This window comes from Streptomyces gottesmaniae (genome assembly GCF_031845845.1).
GTDB classification, from domain to species: domain Bacteria; phylum Actinomycetota; class Actinomycetes; order Streptomycetales; family Streptomycetaceae; genus Streptomyces; species Streptomyces akebiae.
In genome coordinates this window covers 197,193-215,477 of record NZ_JAVRFJ010000001.1, presented here as the reverse complement: position 1 = coordinate 215,477, position 18,285 = coordinate 197,193, and the positions used below count along the sequence as shown (strand labels likewise).

Below are 18,285 nucleotides of genomic sequence, written 5' to 3'. Positions count from 1 at the left end.
GGCTTTGCGCCACTCCTGAAATTGCGGAGCGGCAGTGCGACCCGCGGCACGGAGGAAACGGGGGCCACGGGGAGCTGCCGGGACCATCGGCAAGGCGCGGCGATGCCGCGCGGGGAGCGACGGCTGGACGGCGGGGACGGTCCGTCAGGCGAACTCGCCGCAGGATCGAGGCAGTTGCGGCGCAAGCCGGAAATCCGCCGTACCGGAGACTGACGGACCAGACGCACTACTCCATCTCGCCCCTCTCCTCCGCCGCGTCCGGACAGCGGCTGCCCCGCCGGCGGTGACGTCGGCCCACGTACGCGCCTGCGCCGGGGACGCCGAGGAGTGGCGCAAGCGCTGGCAGGAGGCGGCCGAGCTGCTGGGCGAGGTGGGTCCGGGGCCGGAGGCCGAGGTCGGCCCGGCTCCCCGTGCACGGGGCTGCGCTCTTTCGGGAACGGGACTCCGCCTGCCCGTGCCACGACTGAGGGAGGCCGCGGGGACGACGGTGGTGGTCCTGACGCCGGGGGCACGGCCGTTGGCGGAGCGCGGTACGGTACGGCTGGGGGCGTCGGCGGGCCTGACTTGACGGCGACAGCCACCGTGAACTCGTGCTGGTCGTCGAGCAGTTCGAGGAGTCCTTCACGCTCTGCCAGGACGGGTGGAGCTGGCCCACGAGGCGCTGATTCGCTGCTGGCCGAGGCTGCGCGGCTGGCTGAGCGAGGCCGTGAGGCCACCCGGACCGCACCCGGACCGCGCGTCGACTCACTGAGGCGGCCCGAGGCCTGGGAGGCGTTGGGGCGGGAGCCGGGGGCGTTGTACCGCGGCACCAGCCTCGCCCTGCCGACGGGCTCGACCGTACGGCGATGGCCGCGTCGGAGCGGGAGTTCCTCGACGCCGATCTGGCCGCACAGGCGGCGGAGCGGGCGGGGGTGCTACGCCGGACCCGGTCACGACCCCTGGGCGTGGGCGCGCCGGGCATGCTGCTCGTGCTGGCCACCACGACCGTGGCCCTCGCCGTACGGGCGCGGCGGACGGCCGACCAGCAGCGCGACACCGTGGGTTCGCAACGGGCCACCGACCGGGCCGCGGCACTGCGCGCGGTCGACCCCGCCCCGGCCGCCCAACTCGGCCTGGCGGCGTACCGCCTGGCATCCACCCCCGAGGCGCGCGGCAGCGTGCTCAGCACCTTCGCCACTCCGTACGCCACTTGGCTGACCGGCCCGCCGGGCGCCGTCACGGCGGTGGCGTTCAGCGCCGACGGCCGTGTCCGGGCCACCGGCGACACCGAGCGGACCGTCCGGCTGCACCAGGTGCCCGACGCGCACCGGCCGGCCGCGCCGGTCACCATGGGCCGGCGGGCGAGGACGGGGCCGCCCTCCTGTGGGACCCCGGCGTCGACAGCGTCGCCGTCCGCATCTGCGTCACGGCCTCCCCGACCCTCACCCGGACCGGATGGCGGCAGTACTTCCCCAGTGGGCGTACCGTCCGCCCTGCGGGGACTGAGCCCGCCGAACGCGAGGGGGTCACCTTGGTGGAGTCAGGGGGCGGGGCGGCGGGTGCGCGGAGGCGTCCGCGGGGGTTGTTCGTCGGGTTGTGCACGATGGACGTCGTGCAGCTCGTCGACCGGGTGCCGGGGCCGAACGAGAAGCTGACGGCTCGTGAGCAGCTCGTGGCCTCGGGCGGCCCAGCGGCGAACGCGGCGGTGGCGTTCGCCCATCTGGGCGGTACGGCCACGCTGCTCACCGCGATCGGCCGCCATCCGTTGGGGGCCGCTGTCGCGGCGGATCTGGACCGGCTGGGCGTGACCGTGGTGGACCTGGCGGCCGACTCGGTCGAGCCGCCGGCCGTGTCGTCCGTGCTGGTGACCGCGTCGAGCGGCGACCGGGCCGTCGCCTCCACCAACGCGACGGGCCACCGGCTCGACCCGCCGGACGACCTCGACGCGTGGGTGGCGGCCTCGGACGTCGTGGAGTTCGACGGCCACCACATGGAGCTGGCCGTGGCCGCCGCCACAAGAGCGCGGGCGGCCGGTCGTCGGACCGTGCTCGACGGCGGCAGCTGGAAGGCCGGTACGGAGAGGCTGTTGCCGTCGATCGACGTGGCCGTCGTCTCGGAGGACTTCCGTCCGCCCGGCAGGGACACACCGGGGAGCGGGCCGACCGACGCCCTGCGGTTCCTGCGGGACCACGGGGTCGTCTGGTCGGCGGTCAGCCGGGGCGGGCGGCCCCTCGTGTGGGCGGGTCCCGACGGCGGCGGCACGGTGGACGTGCCCGTCGTGGAGGTCGCGGACACGCTGGGCGCGGGTGACGTCCTGCACGGGGCGCTCGCCCATGGGCTCGCGGGGCAGGACGGGCTGACGTCGGACGGCTTCGTCGGGGCCCTGCGCGCAGCGGCGGCGGTGGCCTCGCGGGCGTGCGCGTCGTTCGGGACGCGGGCGTGGATGCGGGGCGGGTGAGCCCACCGGTCCGCCTCCCTCAGGAGCGGCATGCCGTGCTCACCGCTCAGCGCACAGCTGAACGTCGTCGACCTCCGTTCCGTCGGGGGAGGCCACGGCGGACGGCAGGGGGCTGATGACGGCGCGGGGGGCGGGGGTCGTCTCGCGGGCCACCAGGCAGTCTTCGAGGAACGCGAGCGCGCGCAGGTGGTAGGCGCGGGCGGCCCGTCCAAGGCTGATGTTGTGTCCGGCAGCCGGTTGACGTTCGACGCTCACCTGCGGGGCGGCCGTGAAGTGCGCGACCAGGTCGGCCAGGGCCTCGTCGTCGTGGCGCCACCAGGCCTCGTGCTCGGCGAAGGTGAGCCGTACCGGGACGCGGACGCGGGGCGCGGTCGAGCGGAAGAGCAGCGGCCAGCGAGCCAGCTCGGCCCGTTCCAGGGCGGGCACGGGCTCGACGATCGAGCCGCTCTCCCGGAAGGTGCCCGAGGGATAGAGCCGCAGTGGCCCCCAGCTCCTGCGCAGTCGGCCGCCGCCGGGGGCGGTGGGCAGTTCGTGCGGCTCGACGGCATACAGATGGCCGCAGCCCGAGATGTCGATACCGAGCAGGTGCGGCGGGCCGGGGTCAGCGGCTTGCGGCAGGTCGGCGGCTTGCGGCAGGTCGGCGGCTGCGGTGAGGGCCACCTTGCCGCCGTAGGAGTGGGCGAGCAGGAACAGCCCCGCGCCCGTGTCGTGGCGGGAGACGAAGTCGCGCAGCGCCGCGCGCAGCGACACGGCCTGCTCCGCCAGCCCCTGCCCCTCGGGCAGCAGGGCGGCGGAATGCCGGTAGCCCGGCCGGTCCACGGCCAGGACGGTGTGGCCGAGGCTCGCCCCGAGCGTCAGCAGCGACTGCTCGGGGTGGGCCCGGCAGTCGAAGTAGCCCGCGTTCATGCCGCCGCCGTGCACCGCGACCACGACGGCGCGCGGGGAGCCGCCGGGCGGCTCGCTGAGCAGCGCGGAGAGCGGCAGCCCCGCCGCGTCCAGGGTGATCCGGCGTACCCCTGGCGGGGACTCGTGGATCGGTCCGGTCATGGTCGTTCTCCTCCGCGGCCTCGTCGTCGGCGGGTGCGTGCGGGCCGTCGGCCGAGGCCAGGGTCTCGCATCCCACCGGTGTCCGCACCCGTGCCGTCGCGGGCGGGTGAACGACCGGGCCCTTGCACCGGACCCGGCGCGGCGCGCGTGTCGGCCGACCGGCCGGGTCCTCGCAAGGGGGCGGGTGGGTCAGCCGACGCGGATCTCGGCGAGTTGCAGGCGGTACTTGGCGGACTCGTCGGTGGCGGGGCGGCCGAGCCTGGTGACCCTCAACCGCAGGTAGCGGCCGGTGGCGGAGGTGAGGGTGTAGGTCTGGGCGGCTCCGTTGGGGTTGGGTTCGCCGGTGACGGTGCGGGCGGTGGTGTAGGAGGTGGCGCCGTCGAGGCGGGTCTGGATCGTGAAGTCGACCGGGAAGCCCACCGTGCCGCCGCCCGTACCACTGGTGTCCGTGCGCGGGTGGAGGGTGACCGTGCCGACGGCCCGGTCGGCGCCGAGGTCGAGTTCGATCCACACGGGTGTGTCGCTGACGTCGGCGGAGGCGAAGTCGATGCTGGTGAAGCCCTTGGCACCGGCCGCGCTGGTGAGGGTGCCGTCCAGGAGGCGGGTCTTGCCCCAGTCACCGTTCTCCAGTGTGCAGTTGCCGGTGACCGTGGTCGCGGCGGTGGGGACGGTGAGTTCGGCGAGCTGGAGGCGGTACTTGGCGGACTCGTCCGTGGCGGGGGCGCCGAGCCGGGTGGCGTGGAGCCGCACGTACCGGGCGGTCGTGGTCCTGAAGCCGTACGTCTGCACGCGGCCGTCGGGGTTGGCCTGCCCGGTGACGGTGCGGACGGTGGTGTAGGCGCCGCCACCGTCGGGGCGGGTCTGGATCGTGAAGTCGACCGGGAATCCGGCCGTTCCGCCTCCCGCGGCCGGGGTGTCGGTGCGGGGGAAGAGGCGGACGGCGTCGAGGTCGATGTCGGCGCCGAGGTCGACCTCGACCCAGACGGGGTTGGCGCCGACGTCGGCGGAGGAGAAGTCGTTGCTGGTGTAGCCCCGCGCCCCGCTGACGCTGGTGAGCTTGCCGTCGGTGAGCCGGTTCCTGCCCCACTCGGCGTTCTCCAGGCTGTTGTTGCTGGTGACCGGGCGGGCGAGCGCGAGGTTGTCGAGCCGGCCCGCTCCGGTGACCGTGAACGTCCACGCGCCCGGCTGGAGCAGGAAGTAGACGTACGAGGCGTCCTTGCCGTCGTAGGTCAGCCCGCTGGCGCCGCCGGTTGCGGCACCGCCGCTGAAGACCGTGGTGTCGCCCGCCTTGACCACGGGCTGCGCGCCGCCGTAGGTGGGCACGCCCACCCGGGCGGTCGTGCCGCCCGGCGAGGTGAGGGTCAGGGTCGCCTTGGTGCCGTCGCGGGTGATCCCGAAGCGGATGTCGCCCTTGCCCGTGGGCACAACGGTGTTGATCTTCGTCAGGGTGCCGGTCTGCGGGACCACCTCGTACCTGCTCCAGCCGGGCGCGGTCGGGCGGACGCCCGCGGCGTAGGCGGACAGGGCGTACAGGGGGCCGCCGTTCCAGGCGTGGTTGTCCGTGCCGGCGGCCTTGTCCCACAGCTCCCACAGGGTGGGGCAGACGGGGTCGGTGACCTGGGCGGCGAAGCGGTTGCGCATCCGTTCCTCGGCGACCGTGGCCGCGCCCATGAGGTAGAGCGCTTCGAGGACGTAGAACTCCATGTACGGGCTGGCGTTGAGGTGCGTGCGCAGCACCTCGGTGACGGCCTTGTGGCGCGAGGCGGGAACCAGGCCGGCGACGACGGCGAGGCCGTTGGCGCGGTCGTCGGTGTCACGGGTGTAGCCCGGTGAGCGGTACTCGCCCCGGGAGGAGTTCCACAGGACGCGGTCGAAGTTGGCCTTGATGCTGTCGCGCCGCGACTTCCAGCCCGCCACGTCGCCGGTGTTGCCGCTGAGGTCGGCGAGCTTGGCGGCGGTGTCGAGGGCGAGGTAGTACCAGCAGTTGTCGAGGACACGGGCGTCGATGTCGTTGCCCCAGTCCTCCCAGTCCCAGTCCCCCGCCCGGTGGTTGACCAGGCCGTCGCCGTCCAGGGTCCACAGGTCAAGGTACTTCTTCACCGCCGGGTAGGCGACGGTGACGGCGTCGGCGTTGCCCGTGTAGAGGTAGTACGTCCAGAAGGACCACACCGAGGCGAGCATCTGGACGGGCAGTTCGGCGGTCCAGATCGTCGAGGGCACCGGGGAGTACAGGGCGCCGCCGGACTTCTGCCAGGCGGCGAGCTGGGCGATGGCCTTCTTGCCGAGTGCGTGGGACTTGGTGTCGAAGGTGTAGAAGCCCTCCTTGAGCTGGTTGACCACGTCCCCCCACCACTGGGCACGCTCACGGGTGGGACAGTCCATGTAGTTGTCGCGCATGTTGACGTACATCGTGCGCGCGGCCTTGGTCCACAACGTGTCCAGGAAGGGGTCGCTGCTGCTGAACGACCCGGCGAAGTCGGTGTCGTAGCCCGACTCCCGGTACTTCAGCTCCAGGATCGTCACGTCGGCGGGGATCGTGTACCGCACGGCCGTACCGCTCATCCACGCCAGCGATTCGAACTCCTGCACCCCGCCGGCGCAGATGTAGGTGGCGCGCATGTTGTACTGCGTCCCCGGCTCGATGCCCACCAGTCCCGCGCCGTCGTCGTAGTGGTCGGTCTGGATGCCGATCACGGCTCCGGCCGGTGCGTCCACCTTCAAAAACGGGGTCACCTGGATGTTCGACGGCAGGGTGGCCGAGATCGCGGTGGATCCGCGCCCCGCGGTCGGCAGCGACGAGGCGTTGGTGTACGTCCTCAGACCGGAGTAGCGGAACTGCGGGATCGGGCGCTCGACGAGGCCGTTCCAGGGCGCGGCGCCCGCGGCGCCGAAGTCGGTCGGCGCGGTCCAGGCGCTGTCGTCGAACCCGGGCGACCGCCAGCCGGACATGACGGCGGCGGCACGGGCGTCGTAGTGCACATTGGACTCGGGCAACCGGAAGTTGACCTGCGTACCGCTGGTGTTGTTCGAGTAGCCGGGGTGGACTCGGTGCTTCCAGCCGGTGTCGCTGACCAGCCGGGTGGTGTTCGCGCCGACCTCGATGTCCGACTGGAACAGCAGCCCGCCCTTGCCGCTGCTGTTGTGCGAGAAGCCCTGCTTGCCGAAGTACCACACCAGCAGCGCCACCGTGTTGCTGCCACTCTTCAGGTACGGGGCGAGGTCGATCTCGTCGTAGTAGGTGTCCGTGCGGTTGGGGCCGCGCTTGAGCCCGCCCTCGAAGACCACCAGGGTGCCGTTCACCCACAGCCAGTACTTCGAGTCCGCCGCGATCTGCGTGACCGCCTTCGAGGGCGCCGCGGCGAGGGTGAACGATCTGCGGAAGGCCACCCACTGGTTGGTGGCGCTGGTCGGGGCCCAGATCCACTTCGCGGCCCAGGAGACGGCCGCGGACGCGGCGGAGGCGAGCCCGGGCAGCACAAGGGATCCCAGGGTGGGCGCGAGGGCCACGGCTATGGCCGAGCGCAGGGTGGACCGGCGTGTGATGTCGGGCATGGCGGCTCTCCTACGGCGAGTGACTCAGTGGCTGGTCACGGCGGGTCACGGCGGGTCGTGTCGGGTCGTGTCGGGATGGATTGAATCGATTCAATCACAGACCGCATGCGGCTCATTCGTAAAACGTGCCACACGGGGAACGCCCAAAGATTGAGGCGGGGGAGGCCGAGTCGTCAAGGAGTCGGCGAGTAACGTTCCGAATCGCCGACGAGGCTGAGCGGTGCGTGACGACGGAGGTGGATCCCCAGTGCAATCAACCGGCGGCTCGAAGCGAGTCACGATCGCCGATGTCGCGCGCAGCGCCGGGGTGTCCACATCGGCCGTGTCGAAGGTGCTCAACAACGCCTACGGGGTCAGCCCGGCGATGCGTGAGCGGGTACGGACGGCGATGGCCGACCTGGGCTACCGCCCGCACGCCGCCGCGCGGGGCATGCGGGGGCGTACCTACACGCTCGGCGTTCTCCTCGCGAGCATCCGCAACGCCTTCTACGCCGACCTCCTGGACGGTATGAACGCGGCGCTGCGGGACACCGAGTACGCGCTCTTCCTCGGCTCCAGCGGCTCGTCCGAGATGGCGGACCAGACCAGGCTGATCCACGCCATGGTGGACCGGCAGATGGACGGCCTGATCCTGATCGCGCCCGCCGTGCGGCGCACGGAGGTGGTGCGCCTCGCGGCGGAGGTGCCGACGGTGGTGATCGGCCACCACGACCCCTCCCCGGCCTACGACTGCGTGGTCAACCAGGACGGCACCGGTGTCGACCTGGTCATCGACCACCTCGTCGGCCTCGGGCACCGGGACATCGCCCACCTGTCGCATCCGACGGTGCGCGGCACCCAGTGGGAGCAGCGGCCCGAGCACCACGTCCGGGCCGCCTACCGCGCGGCGATGGACCGGCACGGACTGGCCGACCTGGCCCGGATCGAGCACTCCGGCTACTCCGACGAGGGTGGTTACCGGGGCGCGAGGGAACTGCTCACCTCGGCGCGCCCGCCCACCGCGATATTCGCCGGCGCGGACGTGGCCGCGACCGGCGTCTTCCGGGCCGCCGCGGAGCTGGGTCTGCGCATCCCCGAGGACCTGTCCCTGGCGGGATACAACAACACGTCGGTCGCGGCGCTGGCCCCGGTGAGCCTCACCAGCACGACCAGGCGGGCGCCCTGATGGGCGAGACCGCGGCCCGGCTGCTGCTGGAACGCGTCGACGGACGGCGCGACCGCGCCGTGGTCACGGCGTCGATCCCCCACCTGGTGACGCGGGGCAGCACGGCCGCGCCCCGGCGCCGGCTGCCGACCCTGCGATAAGCCTCGCAGAACGTGGAACGTTCCACACCGTCAGCCGGACGACATCGGGCGCGCAGGGGGCCTGGGCCGACCGCGGGGCCGGCGGTTGCGGTTGCGGTGGCGGGCGCCCTCCTGCCTCGCGGCGCAGCGGTCCGCGTTCCGGTCCGAACCCGCCTCCTTGAGGCACGGCCGAAGCTGTCGCTTCGCCCGTTGCGCACGTCCGTGGTGCGATGGAACGGGGGCGGAAAGGAGAGCGATCATGCCCGCAGCGAAGCGAACGGGTGTCGCCGCCTCGGTGTCGGTCCGCCCACTGGCCGAACCGGACCTGGACCGGGCCGACGAGATCTTCAGGAGCGCCTTCGGTACCTTCCTCGGGGCCCCGGAGCCGGAGACGTTCTTCGGGACCGCCGACTACGTCCGCACCCGCTGGGCGGCAGATCCGCACGCGGCCTTCGCGGCGACCGTCGAGGGCGAGGTCGCCGGATCGAACTTCGCCACCGACTGGGGCAGCGTCGGGTTCTTCGGCCCGCTGACCGTCCGTCCGGATCTGTGGGACCAGGGCATCGGCAGGCGTCTCATGGAACCGGTCATGGCCTGCTTCGACACCTGGGGCAACCGCCACCTCGGACTGTTCACCTTCTCGCACAGCCCCAAGCACCTGGAGCTCTACCGCCGGTACGGCTTCTGGCCCCGCTTCCTCACAGCCATCATGAAGAAACAGGTCACCGCCAGCCCTGCAGTCACCGGCCGTGTGTTGTACAGCGAGCTGACCGCCGCCGAGCGGTCCGACGCACTGAGCCTCAGTCGCGCACTGACGGATGCCGTGTACGAGGGTCTGAGCTTGGAACGCGAGATCATGGCCACACAGGCGCAGGGGCTCGGCGACACCATCCTCGTCGAGGGCGCCGGCTCCGACCTCGACGGTCTGGCTGTCTGCCACTGCGGAGCGGGGTCCGAGGCCGGGGAGGACGTGTGCTTCGTCAAATTCGGCGCCGTACGCCCCGGCCCGGACGCCGCGGACCGGTTCGAACGGCTGCTGGACGCGTGCGAGCAACTGGCCGCCGAGAGGGGACTGGGGCAACTGGACGCCGGAACGAACCTGGCCCGCCAGGATGCCTACCGGTGCATGGTCGACCACGGTTTCCGCACCTGGCTGCAAGGCGTGACCATGCACAAGCCCAACGAACCCGGCTACAGCCACCCGGACGCCTATGTGATCGACGACTGGCGCTGATCCGATTCGCCGTGCTCGGCCTCGGGGAGACCCGATGCAGTTGCCCGCTGCCCGTCGAGGCCGTCGTCGGAACATCCATAGTTTGATCACGAAGGCAGCGGCTCGCCGGTCAGGCGAGCCGGGCTTGGAGGTCGTCCCAGTTCCGTCCGGTGCGGGGGAATTCTACGTCGCGGTCACCAGGGGTGGGGTGTCGTGGTGGGAGTCGTAGGCGAGGAAGTCCCGGTAGTTCTCGGGAAACCGGACTCCGAAGTGATGCTCGACCTGCACGATCTGGTCAGGGTTCGCCCTCAGATGATCAGTCATTCGCTGCGGCTGAGTGACCACTCGGCTTCCACGCGGTGAGTCGGAAGAGCTGGGCGGTGTACGTGTAGGGCGGGCGGTCGGTTGTGGCGAGTTCAAGGCGTTCGAGGGCTGCGTAGAAGGCCGGCTCGTGCTTGTGTCATGTCGTCGGCCGTGTGGAGTGTCAGCGCTGAATCGAACGTCTGCGTCCTGGCTTGTTCGGTATGGAGGGCGGCGAGCGCGGCCTCGGGATCCATCTCCCTGACAGCGATGTTCAAGGGTGCCGAGTGCCGATTGTGACAGAGCACCACGTCGAACTGGCCCTCGGCGAGATCGCGGGGCAGATCCGTCGCGTCGGCCGCGACGCAGGTGAATCGAGTACTCGCAGCGCTCCGCTGCCAGGCCGTCGAGGTGACGGAGCAGGTCCGCCTCGGCGATCGTGTAGCGCAGCCGCCCCCAGGGAGCCTCCTGCCACTACTGCCAGGCGGTCATCGGGGAGCAGGACTTCTCCCAAGCTGCATGCACGTCGGGACGACAGCGGCCCGCCCCGACAACCGCCGGGGCGGGTGGAGCGTCAGCAGGATCCGTCACCGCAGTCCGACGACCGTGCCCGACCACCGTCGTCAGAACTCGCTGGTGAAGCTGTGTGAATGTCACGTCGTGGCCTTGCTGTTGGGCCGCGGGGTGCTTTCCTCGGGGTGCCGCGTCGCGGCGCTCTTCCCTGTCCTGCGGTCCATCTCTCGCCACTCCGGCCGCAGCCCCACCAGGTTCGTGGTGAGGAAGTACGCGGCCCCGCAGACCAGCAGCACCGGCACGAGTCCGGCGCAGGACACGACCGCCCCTGCGATGAGACCGCCGAGAGGGATACCTGCCCAGGCAAGCGAGTCGCCGAGCGCGCTGACCCGGCCCAGCATCCGGCGTGGGACCCGCTCGATGAGGACGGCCCCGATGACCGGGTTGAGGAAGCCCGCACCGAATCCACTGACCGCGAAGACGGCCAATACCGCTGCCAGCGGAGCGTCGGAGGCGAGGATCAGGAATCTCGGGGCACCGGCCAACAGGAACCCGGCGAAGAACACGAGCCGACGGCGCAGCCGGTGTGCGGCCATCGCCGCTATCAGGCTCCCTGCAACCGCCGCGGCCCCCATCGCGCCGCCGGTGAGACCGATCGCCGTCGGCCCGTTGCCGGACTCCTTGGCCCAGACAGGCATGAGAACCGTCATGAACGCGGCATCGAGCAGGTTGGTGATGCCCACCATGACGATGACGGTGAGCAGCAGCGGCTCGGCACGCAGGAAGGCGATCCCTTCGCCGAAGCGTTTCCAGTAGCCCGCCCCCGTCTCCCCCGCCTGCGACGAGGCACCCGCGGCCGACTCTCCCACTCGGCGGGGCAGCGCCAGTGCGATGATCACCGATCCGAGAGCGAAGCAGCCTGCGTTGACGACAAGCACCGGCAAGGGACCCAGGAGCGCCACCATGGAGCCACCGGCGGCCGGTCCAACGGTGGAGGCGAGCCGCTCGGTCACGCCGGACAGACCGGTGGCCCGCTCCAGCCTCACCCCGGCACGCTCAGCCGCTGCCGGGACCATGACCTCCTTGGCCAGGTCTCCGGGTCCGCGGGCGCCACCGATCACCGCGACCAGGAACAGCAGCAGCGGGAAGGACAACAGGTGCAGGGCGTGGAAGAGCGGGACGGCGGCGACAGCGGTCGCGCTGGTGAGGTCCGTGGTCCAGGAGACGGTCCGTGGGCCGACCCGGTCCACCAGTGGTCCGGTGAGCGCCTTGACCACCACGTAGGGAGCCATCTCGAAGAAGGCGACCAGTCCCGTCCGGGTGGCACTGTCGGTCGTGACCAGTACGAACCAAGGCAGTGCGAGCGCCGAGACCCGGGTACCGGTCAGCGACACGGCCATCGCCGCCAACACCCCACCCAGAGGCCGTAAGGACCGCCTTCCGGACGCGTCGTCAACGGCTAAGGCGTCACCCGTCACGACGTCTCCGTTCCCGCCACGGCCTCCGGACCGGAGTGCACCTTCGACGCGGTGGGCGCGTCCAGCTCCGGTAGGAGGTGTGCGATGACGCCGACCCGCTGGGCCCCCTCCGGGGCACTCGCCGCCGCCTCGGGCGTGTCCTTCCGGTACCGGGCGATGACGTCCCTCAGTTCCTGCCGCAAGCCGACGGCCTCTTCGGGCGTGAGCCGCAAGGCCCAGTCACTCATGTCGAAGGTGTCCCGCCACGCGCGGGGCATCGTCTGCAACTCGTTCAGCGTCTGCTGAGCACGCAGGGTGTAAACGGTGGCGACGGACTGCAGAAAGGCCATGGTGGCCTCGGGCTCTCGATCGACCAGCTCTCGGTCGTTGAGCTCGGTCATCTGATGTACCGAACGCCACCAGCGCTCTCGCGCGTTGCCGCGCTCGGTGTCCTCCTCGACAAAACCAGCCGCACCCAGCTGGCGCAGGTGATAGCTGGCCGTCCCGGAGTTCACCCCCAGCCGCTCGGCGAGTCGGGTGGCTGTCGATGGGCCGTACTTCCGCAGCAGCCCGATCAGCTGCACGCGCACCGGATGCGCCATGGCGCGCAGCCCCTTGGCGTCCAGAACAACGGACTTCTCTTCAGCGCTCGGGCCGTCAGGCCTCTTCGTCACGTCGGTCACACCCCAGAGATTAAACCGCAAAGAGTCCTTCGCAAAGGGTTCTTCGCAAAGACTTCTTTGCGAAGAACCCTTTGCGGAAGAACCCAGCCAGTACCGGCGGAGGCGTCGTCCGCGGCGAACGAACCGCTTTCACCTGCCCGGCGCCCGAGCCGCCAACGCCTCCAGCAGCAGGTCGACCGCGTCCTCGAACGAACTGGCGCCCATGCTGCGCAGGCTGTGGCGTACGGCGGTCAGGGCCGGGTACGACGTCGGGTCCAGCCCCTGGTAGACCTCGCTCCACGCCCTCTCATCCGCCTCGCGCTGCCCGCGCGGGAGCGCCAGGAGCGCCGCCTCCATGGCCGCGTGGCTGAGCACGGTGTCGATGAACGTGAGGTACATGCGGGTGGCGTCGGCAGGTGCGAAGCCGGCCGCGAGCAGCAGGCCGATGCCGGTGTCCACGGCGCGGATCTCGTTCGGGCGCCGGGTGACCCGGTACGAGGCGAAGGCGGCCGCGCGCGGGTGGGCGAGATACCCGGCGCGGACCCGCAGTGCCATGTCGCGCAGGGCGGCCACCCAGTCGTCCCCGGGGACGAAGCCCGCCATCGCGTCCCCGATGATGCGGTCCGCGATGGCGAGCACCAGGTCGTCCGTGCCGTGGAAGTAGCGGTAGAGGGCGCTGGGGTCGCAGCCCAGGGCGGTGCCGAGCCGGCGCACGCTGAGGGCCTCCGGGCCGTGCTCACCGATCAGCCGCAGCGCGGTCTCCACGATCAGCTCCTCCGACAGCACGACGCCCGAGCGGGTGGGGCGGCGGCGGCTGCGTTCCTGCGGGACACGGCTGGACATCGAGGGACTCCTGTCGGGAGGCGTACCGGCAGTGAAGGGGGGCGGGTGCCCTTATGTCAACAGCATTGACGCAAGACGAACGCCGGGTGTTCCATCACAGTCCCGCGCGGCTCTACCCTCGTCACCCTCCCCACGAGGAGCCTCCATGTCATCCACCCCACTGCGCCGCTCCCTCGGCGTGGTCGACGGCGTCGCCATCGCCGCCTCCAGCACGGCCGCCACCACCAGCATCGCCATCGGCATGGGCACGATCGCGACCATCGTCGGCCTCCAGGGGCCGGCCCTCCTGCTCCTCGCCTTCCTGCCCGTGCTCGGCATCGCCACCGCCTATGCGCGGCTCAACCGCTCGGAGCCGAACTGCGGCAACGGCTACACCTGGGTCGGCAGGACCCTCGGGCCGTGGCCCGGCTTCCTGACCGGCTGGGTCACCATCGCCGGCTCGGTCGTCTTCTGCGCCTACACCAGCGCCGTCATGGGGTCGGTCGTCCTGATCTTCGCCAACAAGGCCGGACTGAACAGCCTGGCGGGCATCGCGCTGGATCCGACGTCCACCGGCGTCAGCACGGCCGTCGGGCTGGTGCTCCTGCTCGGCCTCACCGCCCTCGCCGTCACCGGCACCCGTGCCACCACCCGCTTCCAGTTCGCGCTGCTGGTCTTCGAGTACGCCGTGCTCATCGGTTTCTGCGGCTGGGCCCTCGTCACCGGCGAACAGTCCTTCTCCCTGTCCTGGTTCAACCCCTTCGAGATCGCCGACGGCACCACCTTCGCCCAGGGCATGGTCCTCGCGGTGTTCTTCTTCTGGGGCTGGGACGCGGCCTTCAGCGTCACGGAGGAGACCCGGAAGCCGGGTGACGCCGCCCGGGGCGGCCTGATCGCGCTGTTCGCGATGCTGGGCCTGTTCCTCTTCGCCTCCGTCGCCTTCCAGCGGGAGATGAGCCTCGCCGAGCTGATCCAGAACGGTCCGCAGGCCCTGCCGTACCTCGGACAGAAGCTGGCCGCCGAGCCCTGGGCCACGCTGCCCCTGGTCGCCCTGATGTTCTCCGCCGCGGCCTCGGTGCAGTCCACGCTGATCCCGACGGCACGCGGGCTGCTCGCGATGGGCCGGGACCGCACGATGGGCCCGCTGTGGACCCGGGTCCACCCGCGCTACGGCACCCCCGCCGCCGGCACGGTCGTCGTACTGGCCGTCGCGGCCTCGATCGCCCTGCTGGCCGTCGCCCTGCCCCGGCTGAGCGACATGCTGCTGGCCGCCGTCAACGCCATCGGCCTGCTCGTCGCCCTGTACTACGGCCTCACCGCGCTCGCGTGCGCCGTCCGCTTCCGTTCCGCCCGGCACGAGGGAGTGCGCGCGGCGGTGTTCGCCGTGGGTGTGCCCGCCGTGTCCGGACTGATCCTGCTCGGCCTCGGCGGCTACCTCGGATACTCCTACCTGACGATGAGCGACCACTTCGAACTGAGCCCGGACAACGGGTGGTTCATGTTCTCCCTGCCCGCCGTCATCGTCCTGGTGGGTCTCGGGATGGCGGCCGTCGCCAAGTACGTTCGCCGGTCGCCGTACTTCGCCACGGGACGCGGCACCGACGCCGAGGCCATCAGCCTGCCCATGGACCGCACGCCCGCCTGACCCGACCGCGCCCGTCCGACCCGCACACCCGGACCGACGGCCCCTCCGACCCGCACACCCGTCCGACCCGCGTGCCCGTCCGATCCGCGTGCCCGTCCGACCCGCCCGCGCCCCCCTCAATCGCCCAGGGAGTTCTTCCGCATGCCCCAGTCCCAGGTCACGGGCCCCGCCGACCTCGTCCTCACCGGCGGGCCCGTCCACACCGTCGATCCCGCGCGCAGCCGCGCCACCTCCGTGGCCGTGCACGACGGACGGATCACGGCCGTCGGCCACGACGAGGTGCACGCCCTCATCGGGCCCGGCACCGAGGTCGTCGACCTCACCGGGAAGCTGCTGCTGCCCGGCTTCCAGGACGCCCACGTCCATCCGCAGGGCGCGGGCCTGGAACTGGGCCTGTGCCACCTCGCCGACACCGTCGACCCCGCCGAGTACCTGCGGCGGATCCGGGCGTACGCCGACGAGCACCCGCACATCGAGTGGATCACCGGCGGCGGCTGGTCGCTGGAGGCCTTCCCCGGCGGCGCCCCCACCACCGCCGCGCTCGACGCGATCGTCCCCGACCGGCCCGTCTTCCTGCCCAACCGCGACCACCACGGCGCCTGGGTCAACACCCGGGCCCTGGAGCTGGCCGGGATCGACGCCCGCACCCCCGATCCCGCCGACGGCCGTATCGAACGCGCCGCCGACGGCCGTCCGACCGGGATGCTCCAGGAGGGCGCCGTCCATCTCGTCGGCCGGCTGGTGCCCGACCCGACCCCCGAGGAACAGCTGGCCGCCCTGCTGCGCGCCCAGGCCGTACTGCACTCCCACGGGGTCACCGCCTGGCAGGACGCCATCGTCGGCACGTACGCCAACATGACCGACCCCGCGCCCACGTACCGCGCGGCCCTGGACCGGGGGCTCCTCACCGCACGCGTCGTCGGCGCCCTGTGGTGGGACCGGGAGCGCGGCGCCGAGCAGATTCCCGAACTCCTCGCGCGGCGCGCGGAGTTGAGCGGGGACCGGTTCCGCGCCGGCACGGTGAAGATCATGCAGGACGGCATAGCCGAGAACCACACGGCCGCGATGCTCGACCCCTATCTCACCGGCTGCGGGTGCGCCTCGGACGGCAGCGGCATCAGCTTCGTCGAACCGGGCGAGCTGAAGAAGTACGTCACCGAACTCGACGCGCTCGGTTTCCAGGTGCACTTCCACGCCCTCGGCGACCGCGCGGTGCGCGAGGCGCTCGACGCCGTGGAGGCCGCCCGCGCCGCCAACGGTCATCGCGACACCCGTCACCATCTGGCGCACCTCCAGGTCGTGCACCCCGACGACGTACGACGGTTCCGGGCGCTCGGCGCCACCGCCAACCTCCAGATGCTGTGGGCCGCCCACGAACCCCAGATGGACGAGCTCACCCTGCCGTTCCTCGGTCCGGAACGCGGCGCCCGGCAGTACCCGTTCGGCGATCTGCTGCGCGCCGGGGTCACGCTCGCGGCGGGCAGCGACTGGCCGGTCAGCAGCCCCGACCCGCTCCAGGCCGTGCACGTCGCCGTCAACCGCGTCTCACCGGACGCCCCCGAGGGCACCCCGGAGTTCCTGCCCGGACAGCGCCTCGACCTCGGCACGGCCCTCGCCGCGTACACGGCGGGCAGCGCCTACGCCAACCACCTCGACGCCCTCACCGGCAGCATCACCGTGGGCAAGGCGGCCGATCTGGTCGTCCTCGACCGCGACCCGTTCACGCGCCCGGCCGACGAGATCGCGGCCGCCCGGGTCCTGCAGACCTTCGTGGACGGAGCACGCGTCCACGCGGCACCCGACGCGTGACGGCCCCGGCACCCGAGGACCCGCGCCCCACGGCTTCCGGGGCGTAGGTCCGGCCGCACGGATCCATGCCCGACCCCTTGACGGCAGTCGTGTGACTGCGTAGACATGACTACGCAGACATGACAGCGCAGTCAGAAGGGCGATGTCTGACATCATGGGGTCGGTTCGTGCGGTCACCGGGAGGCATCATGACGCGAGGTACAGGGCGGGGCGGGAGCCCCGCAGCGCCGAGCAGCACCGATGTGGCACGGCTGGCCGGGGTCTCGCAGAAGACCGTGTCGAGGGTCTTCAACGACGAACCGTACGTCTCCGCCGATGTGCGCCGACGTGTCACGGAGGCCGCGGAACGGCTCGGTTACCGGCGCAACAACGCCGCCCGGGCACTGGCCTCCGGGCGGACCCGCTCCATCGGGGTGGTGACACTGGGAACGGCCCTGTACGGCCCGGCCTCGCTGCTCATGGGCGTCGAGCGGGTCGTCCGGGACACGGGTTACGCGCTCCGCGTGGTCAACACCATGGAAGGCGACCCGGCCGGGATCGCCGGTGCCGTGGACTCACTGCTCGACCAGGGCGTGGACGGCATCGTCATCTCCGAGCCGATCGACGAGGCGGGCGAGAACGGGGACATGGCTCCGCGTGTCGGCGTGCCGGTGCTGGTCATCGGCGCCCCGCCGTTCGTCACCGCGCCCGCGGTGCTGAACGCGGGTGACGGCGCCGACCTGATGGCGCGTACCGCCACCGAGCACCTGCTCGCGCTGGGCCACACGACGGTCCACCATCTCGCGGGCCCGCAGCGGTGGTACGCCGCCCGGGACCGTCTGGAGGGATGGCGGGCGACCCTCACGGCACACGGGAAGGACGTGCCCGAGGTCGTCACGGGTGACTGGTCGGCCGCGTCCGGCTACACGGCCGGACGCGCGCTGGCCGAGGACGGGGACGTCACCGCCGTCTTCTCCGCCAACGACGACATGGCGATCGGTCTGGTCCGCGCGCTGGCGGACGCCGGACGCCGGGTGCCCGAGGACGTCAGCGTCGTCGGATTCGACGACATCCCGGTCGCCGCCTATGTGACTCCTCCCCTGACCACGGTGCGACAGCCGTTCGACGCCGTGGCGCAGGAAGGGCTCAAGCGGCTCGTGCACGCCATCGAGAACCCCGACGCGGACCCGCTGCCGCCGAGCGACCCGCCCATCGACCTCGTCGTCCGCGCCTCGACCGCGCCACCACCGAGCCGGACGGCCCGGGCCCGCGGTCGGCGCACCTCCTCACGCCGCCAAGCGGGCACCCCCGCCGCCCGTCCGGAAGGAGGCGCCGCCCCACAGCACTGAGGACCCCTCGCCCGCCCGGACATCACCGTCACGGCCGGCGCGTGACCCCGAGAACGAGCCGCCGTACCCGTCACGCCCCCGCCGCTCCCGCGCGCCCCTCACGCACCCGCCGTAGGGCCGCCCCTGTCACCCACGGCGTGTCCTGAACCAGGTTCACGCGTCTGCCCCGGGTATCGACACTCCCTTACTCTCCCGCTCCCTCGCTCCCTCGCTCCC

16 protein-coding genes are annotated in these 18,285 nt (G+C 71.9%); 10 read left to right on the top strand and 6 right to left on the bottom strand.

Translation table 11 applies throughout. The annotated features are described in order from the left end of the window. Positions 1-283: 283 nt before the first annotated feature. The 4 genes from RM704_RS00885 (at position 284) to RM704_RS00875 (ending at position 2,437) form a co-directional block, all read left to right on the top strand. Positions 284-568 carry a hypothetical protein gene (locus tag RM704_RS00885; protein ID WP_192829709.1) on the top strand — a complete coding sequence of 95 codons (285 nt, stop codon included), beginning with the start codon at positions 284-286 and terminating at the stop codon, positions 566-568. 72 nt (positions 569-640) lie between these two features. After that, positions 641-751 (top strand): nSTAND1 domain-containing NTPase, encoded by a 111-nt coding sequence (locus RM704_RS45140; protein WP_369015698.1) that lies wholly within the window; start codon positions 641-643, stop codon positions 749-751. Positions 752-845: 94 nt separating this feature from the next. Beyond that, on the top strand, positions 846-1,634 hold the full coding sequence (locus RM704_RS00880) for a WD40 repeat domain-containing protein (RefSeq protein ID WP_311588721.1): 789 nt from the start codon (positions 846-848) through the stop codon (positions 1,632-1,634). Further along, positions 1,583-2,437 carry a PfkB family carbohydrate kinase gene (locus RM704_RS00875; RefSeq protein ID WP_052146166.1) on the top strand — a complete coding sequence of 285 codons (855 nt, stop codon included), beginning with the start codon at positions 1,583-1,585 and terminating at the stop codon, positions 2,435-2,437. Before RM704_RS00880 ends, RM704_RS00875 begins: the two co-directional genes overlap by 52 nt. 39 nt (positions 2,438-2,476) lie before the next feature. On the opposite strand, the gene RM704_RS00870 is transcribed toward RM704_RS00875, so the two are convergent. Both RM704_RS00870 and RM704_RS00865 read right to left on the bottom strand, forming a co-directional pair. After that, positions 2,477-3,484 carry an alpha/beta hydrolase gene (locus RM704_RS00870; protein ID WP_052146165.1) on the bottom strand — a complete coding sequence of 336 codons (1,008 nt, stop codon included), beginning with the start codon at positions 3,482-3,484 and terminating at the stop codon, positions 2,477-2,479. A gap of 189 nt (positions 3,485-3,673) precedes the next feature. Then, positions 3,674-7,036: an alpha-L-rhamnosidase-related protein gene (locus RM704_RS00865; protein ID WP_078937222.1), complete on the bottom strand. Its 3,363-nt coding sequence runs from the start codon at positions 7,034-7,036 to the stop codon at positions 3,674-3,676. A 247-nt stretch (positions 7,037-7,283) separates the two neighbouring features. Here RM704_RS00865 and RM704_RS00860 point away from each other — a divergent pair, with 247 nt between their 5' ends. The 3 genes from RM704_RS00860 to RM704_RS00850 all read left to right on the top strand — a co-directional run bounded on the left by RM704_RS00860 (position 7,284) and on the right by RM704_RS00850 (position 9,554). Beyond that, on the top strand, positions 7,284-8,201 hold the full coding sequence (locus RM704_RS00860) for a LacI family DNA-binding transcriptional regulator (protein WP_311588716.1): 918 nt from the start codon (positions 7,284-7,286) through the stop codon (positions 8,199-8,201). Then, positions 8,201-8,341 carry a hypothetical protein gene (locus RM704_RS00855; protein WP_311588715.1) on the top strand — a complete coding sequence of 47 codons (141 nt, stop codon included), beginning with the start codon at positions 8,201-8,203 and terminating at the stop codon, positions 8,339-8,341. The genes RM704_RS00860 and RM704_RS00855 overlap by 1 nt, the downstream gene beginning before the upstream one ends. A 238-nt stretch (positions 8,342-8,579) precedes the next feature. Next, entirely contained in the window at positions 8,580-9,554 is a 975-nt protein-coding gene (locus RM704_RS00850; RefSeq protein WP_052146164.1) for a GNAT family N-acetyltransferase, read from the top strand. Positions 9,555-9,716: 162 nt separating this feature from the next. Here the strand turns inward: RM704_RS00850 and RM704_RS00845 are convergent, their stop codons facing one another. The 4 genes from RM704_RS00845 to RM704_RS00830 form a co-directional block, all read right to left on the bottom strand. Then, positions 9,717-9,857: an SMI1/KNR4 family protein gene (locus RM704_RS00845; RefSeq protein ID WP_157856724.1), complete on the bottom strand. Its 141-nt coding sequence runs from the start codon at positions 9,855-9,857 to the stop codon at positions 9,717-9,719. Between the two features lie 629 nt (positions 9,858-10,486). Next, positions 10,487-11,746, bottom strand: coding sequence for an MFS transporter (locus RM704_RS00840; protein ID WP_107072340.1), 1,260 nt, complete (start codon positions 11,744-11,746; stop codon positions 10,487-10,489). 74 nt (positions 11,747-11,820) lie between these two features. Further along, a complete protein-coding gene (locus RM704_RS00835; protein ID WP_033528719.1) occupies positions 11,821-12,486 on the bottom strand; it encodes an ArsR/SmtB family transcription factor in 666 nt (221 codons plus the stop codon). A gap of 129 nt (positions 12,487-12,615) precedes the next feature. Next, positions 12,616-13,308: a TetR/AcrR family transcriptional regulator gene (locus tag RM704_RS00830; RefSeq protein WP_033528718.1), complete on the bottom strand. Its 693-nt coding sequence runs from the start codon at positions 13,306-13,308 to the stop codon at positions 12,616-12,618. 145 nt (positions 13,309-13,453) lie between these two features. Here RM704_RS00830 and RM704_RS00825 point away from each other — a divergent pair, with 145 nt between their 5' ends. From RM704_RS00825 to RM704_RS00815, 3 genes are all read left to right on the top strand, one after another. Beyond that, on the top strand, positions 13,454-14,932 hold the full coding sequence (locus RM704_RS00825) for an APC family permease (RefSeq protein WP_033528717.1): 1,479 nt from the start codon (positions 13,454-13,456) through the stop codon (positions 14,930-14,932). Between the two features lie 141 nt (positions 14,933-15,073). Further along, positions 15,074-16,741, top strand: coding sequence for an amidohydrolase (locus RM704_RS00820; RefSeq protein WP_033528716.1), 1,668 nt, complete (start codon positions 15,074-15,076; stop codon positions 16,739-16,741). 188 nt (positions 16,742-16,929) lie between these two features. Further along, positions 16,930-18,069 (top strand): LacI family DNA-binding transcriptional regulator, encoded by a 1,140-nt coding sequence (locus RM704_RS00815; protein WP_052146163.1) that lies wholly within the window; start codon positions 16,930-16,932, stop codon positions 18,067-18,069. Positions 18,070-18,285: the final 216 nt, after the last annotated feature.

What these genes read in the sequence shown, in the direction of transcription:
- RM704_RS00815 (WP_052146163.1), top strand. Translation starts at nt 16,930, where the DNA reads ATGACGCGAGGTACAGGGCGGGGCGGGAGCCCCGCAGCGCCGAGCAGC.
- RM704_RS00875 (WP_052146166.1), top strand. Translation starts at nt 1,583, where the DNA reads ATGGACGTCGTGCAGCTCGTCGACCGGGTGCCGGGGCCGAACGAGAAG.
- RM704_RS00850 (WP_052146164.1), top strand. Translation starts at nt 8,580, where the DNA reads ATGCCCGCAGCGAAGCGAACGGGTGTCGCCGCCTCGGTGTCGGTCCGC.
- RM704_RS00865 (WP_078937222.1), bottom strand. Translation starts at nt 7,036, where the DNA reads ATGCCCGACATCACACGCCGGTCCACCCTGCGCTCGGCCATAGCCGTG.
- RM704_RS00880 (WP_311588721.1), top strand. Translation starts at nt 846, where the DNA reads ATGGCCGCGTCGGAGCGGGAGTTCCTCGACGCCGATCTGGCCGCACAG.
- RM704_RS00870 (WP_052146165.1), bottom strand. Translation starts at nt 3,484, where the DNA reads ATGACCGGACCGATCCACGAGTCCCCGCCAGGGGTACGCCGGATCACC.
- RM704_RS00820 (WP_033528716.1), top strand. Translation starts at nt 15,074, where the DNA reads ATGCCCCAGTCCCAGGTCACGGGCCCCGCCGACCTCGTCCTCACCGGC.
- RM704_RS00840 (WP_107072340.1), bottom strand. Translation starts at nt 11,746, where the DNA reads ATGGCCGTGTCGCTGACCGGTACCCGGGTCTCGGCGCTCGCACTGCCT.
- RM704_RS00845 (WP_157856724.1), bottom strand. Translation starts at nt 9,857, where the DNA reads ATGACTGATCATCTGAGGGCGAACCCTGACCAGATCGTGCAGGTCGAG.
- RM704_RS00830 (WP_033528718.1), bottom strand. Translation starts at nt 13,308, where the DNA reads ATGTCCAGCCGTGTCCCGCAGGAACGCAGCCGCCGCCGCCCCACCCGC.
- RM704_RS00825 (WP_033528717.1), top strand. Translation starts at nt 13,454, where the DNA reads ATGTCATCCACCCCACTGCGCCGCTCCCTCGGCGTGGTCGACGGCGTC.
- RM704_RS00855 (WP_311588715.1), top strand. Translation starts at nt 8,201, where the DNA reads ATGGGCGAGACCGCGGCCCGGCTGCTGCTGGAACGCGTCGACGGACGG.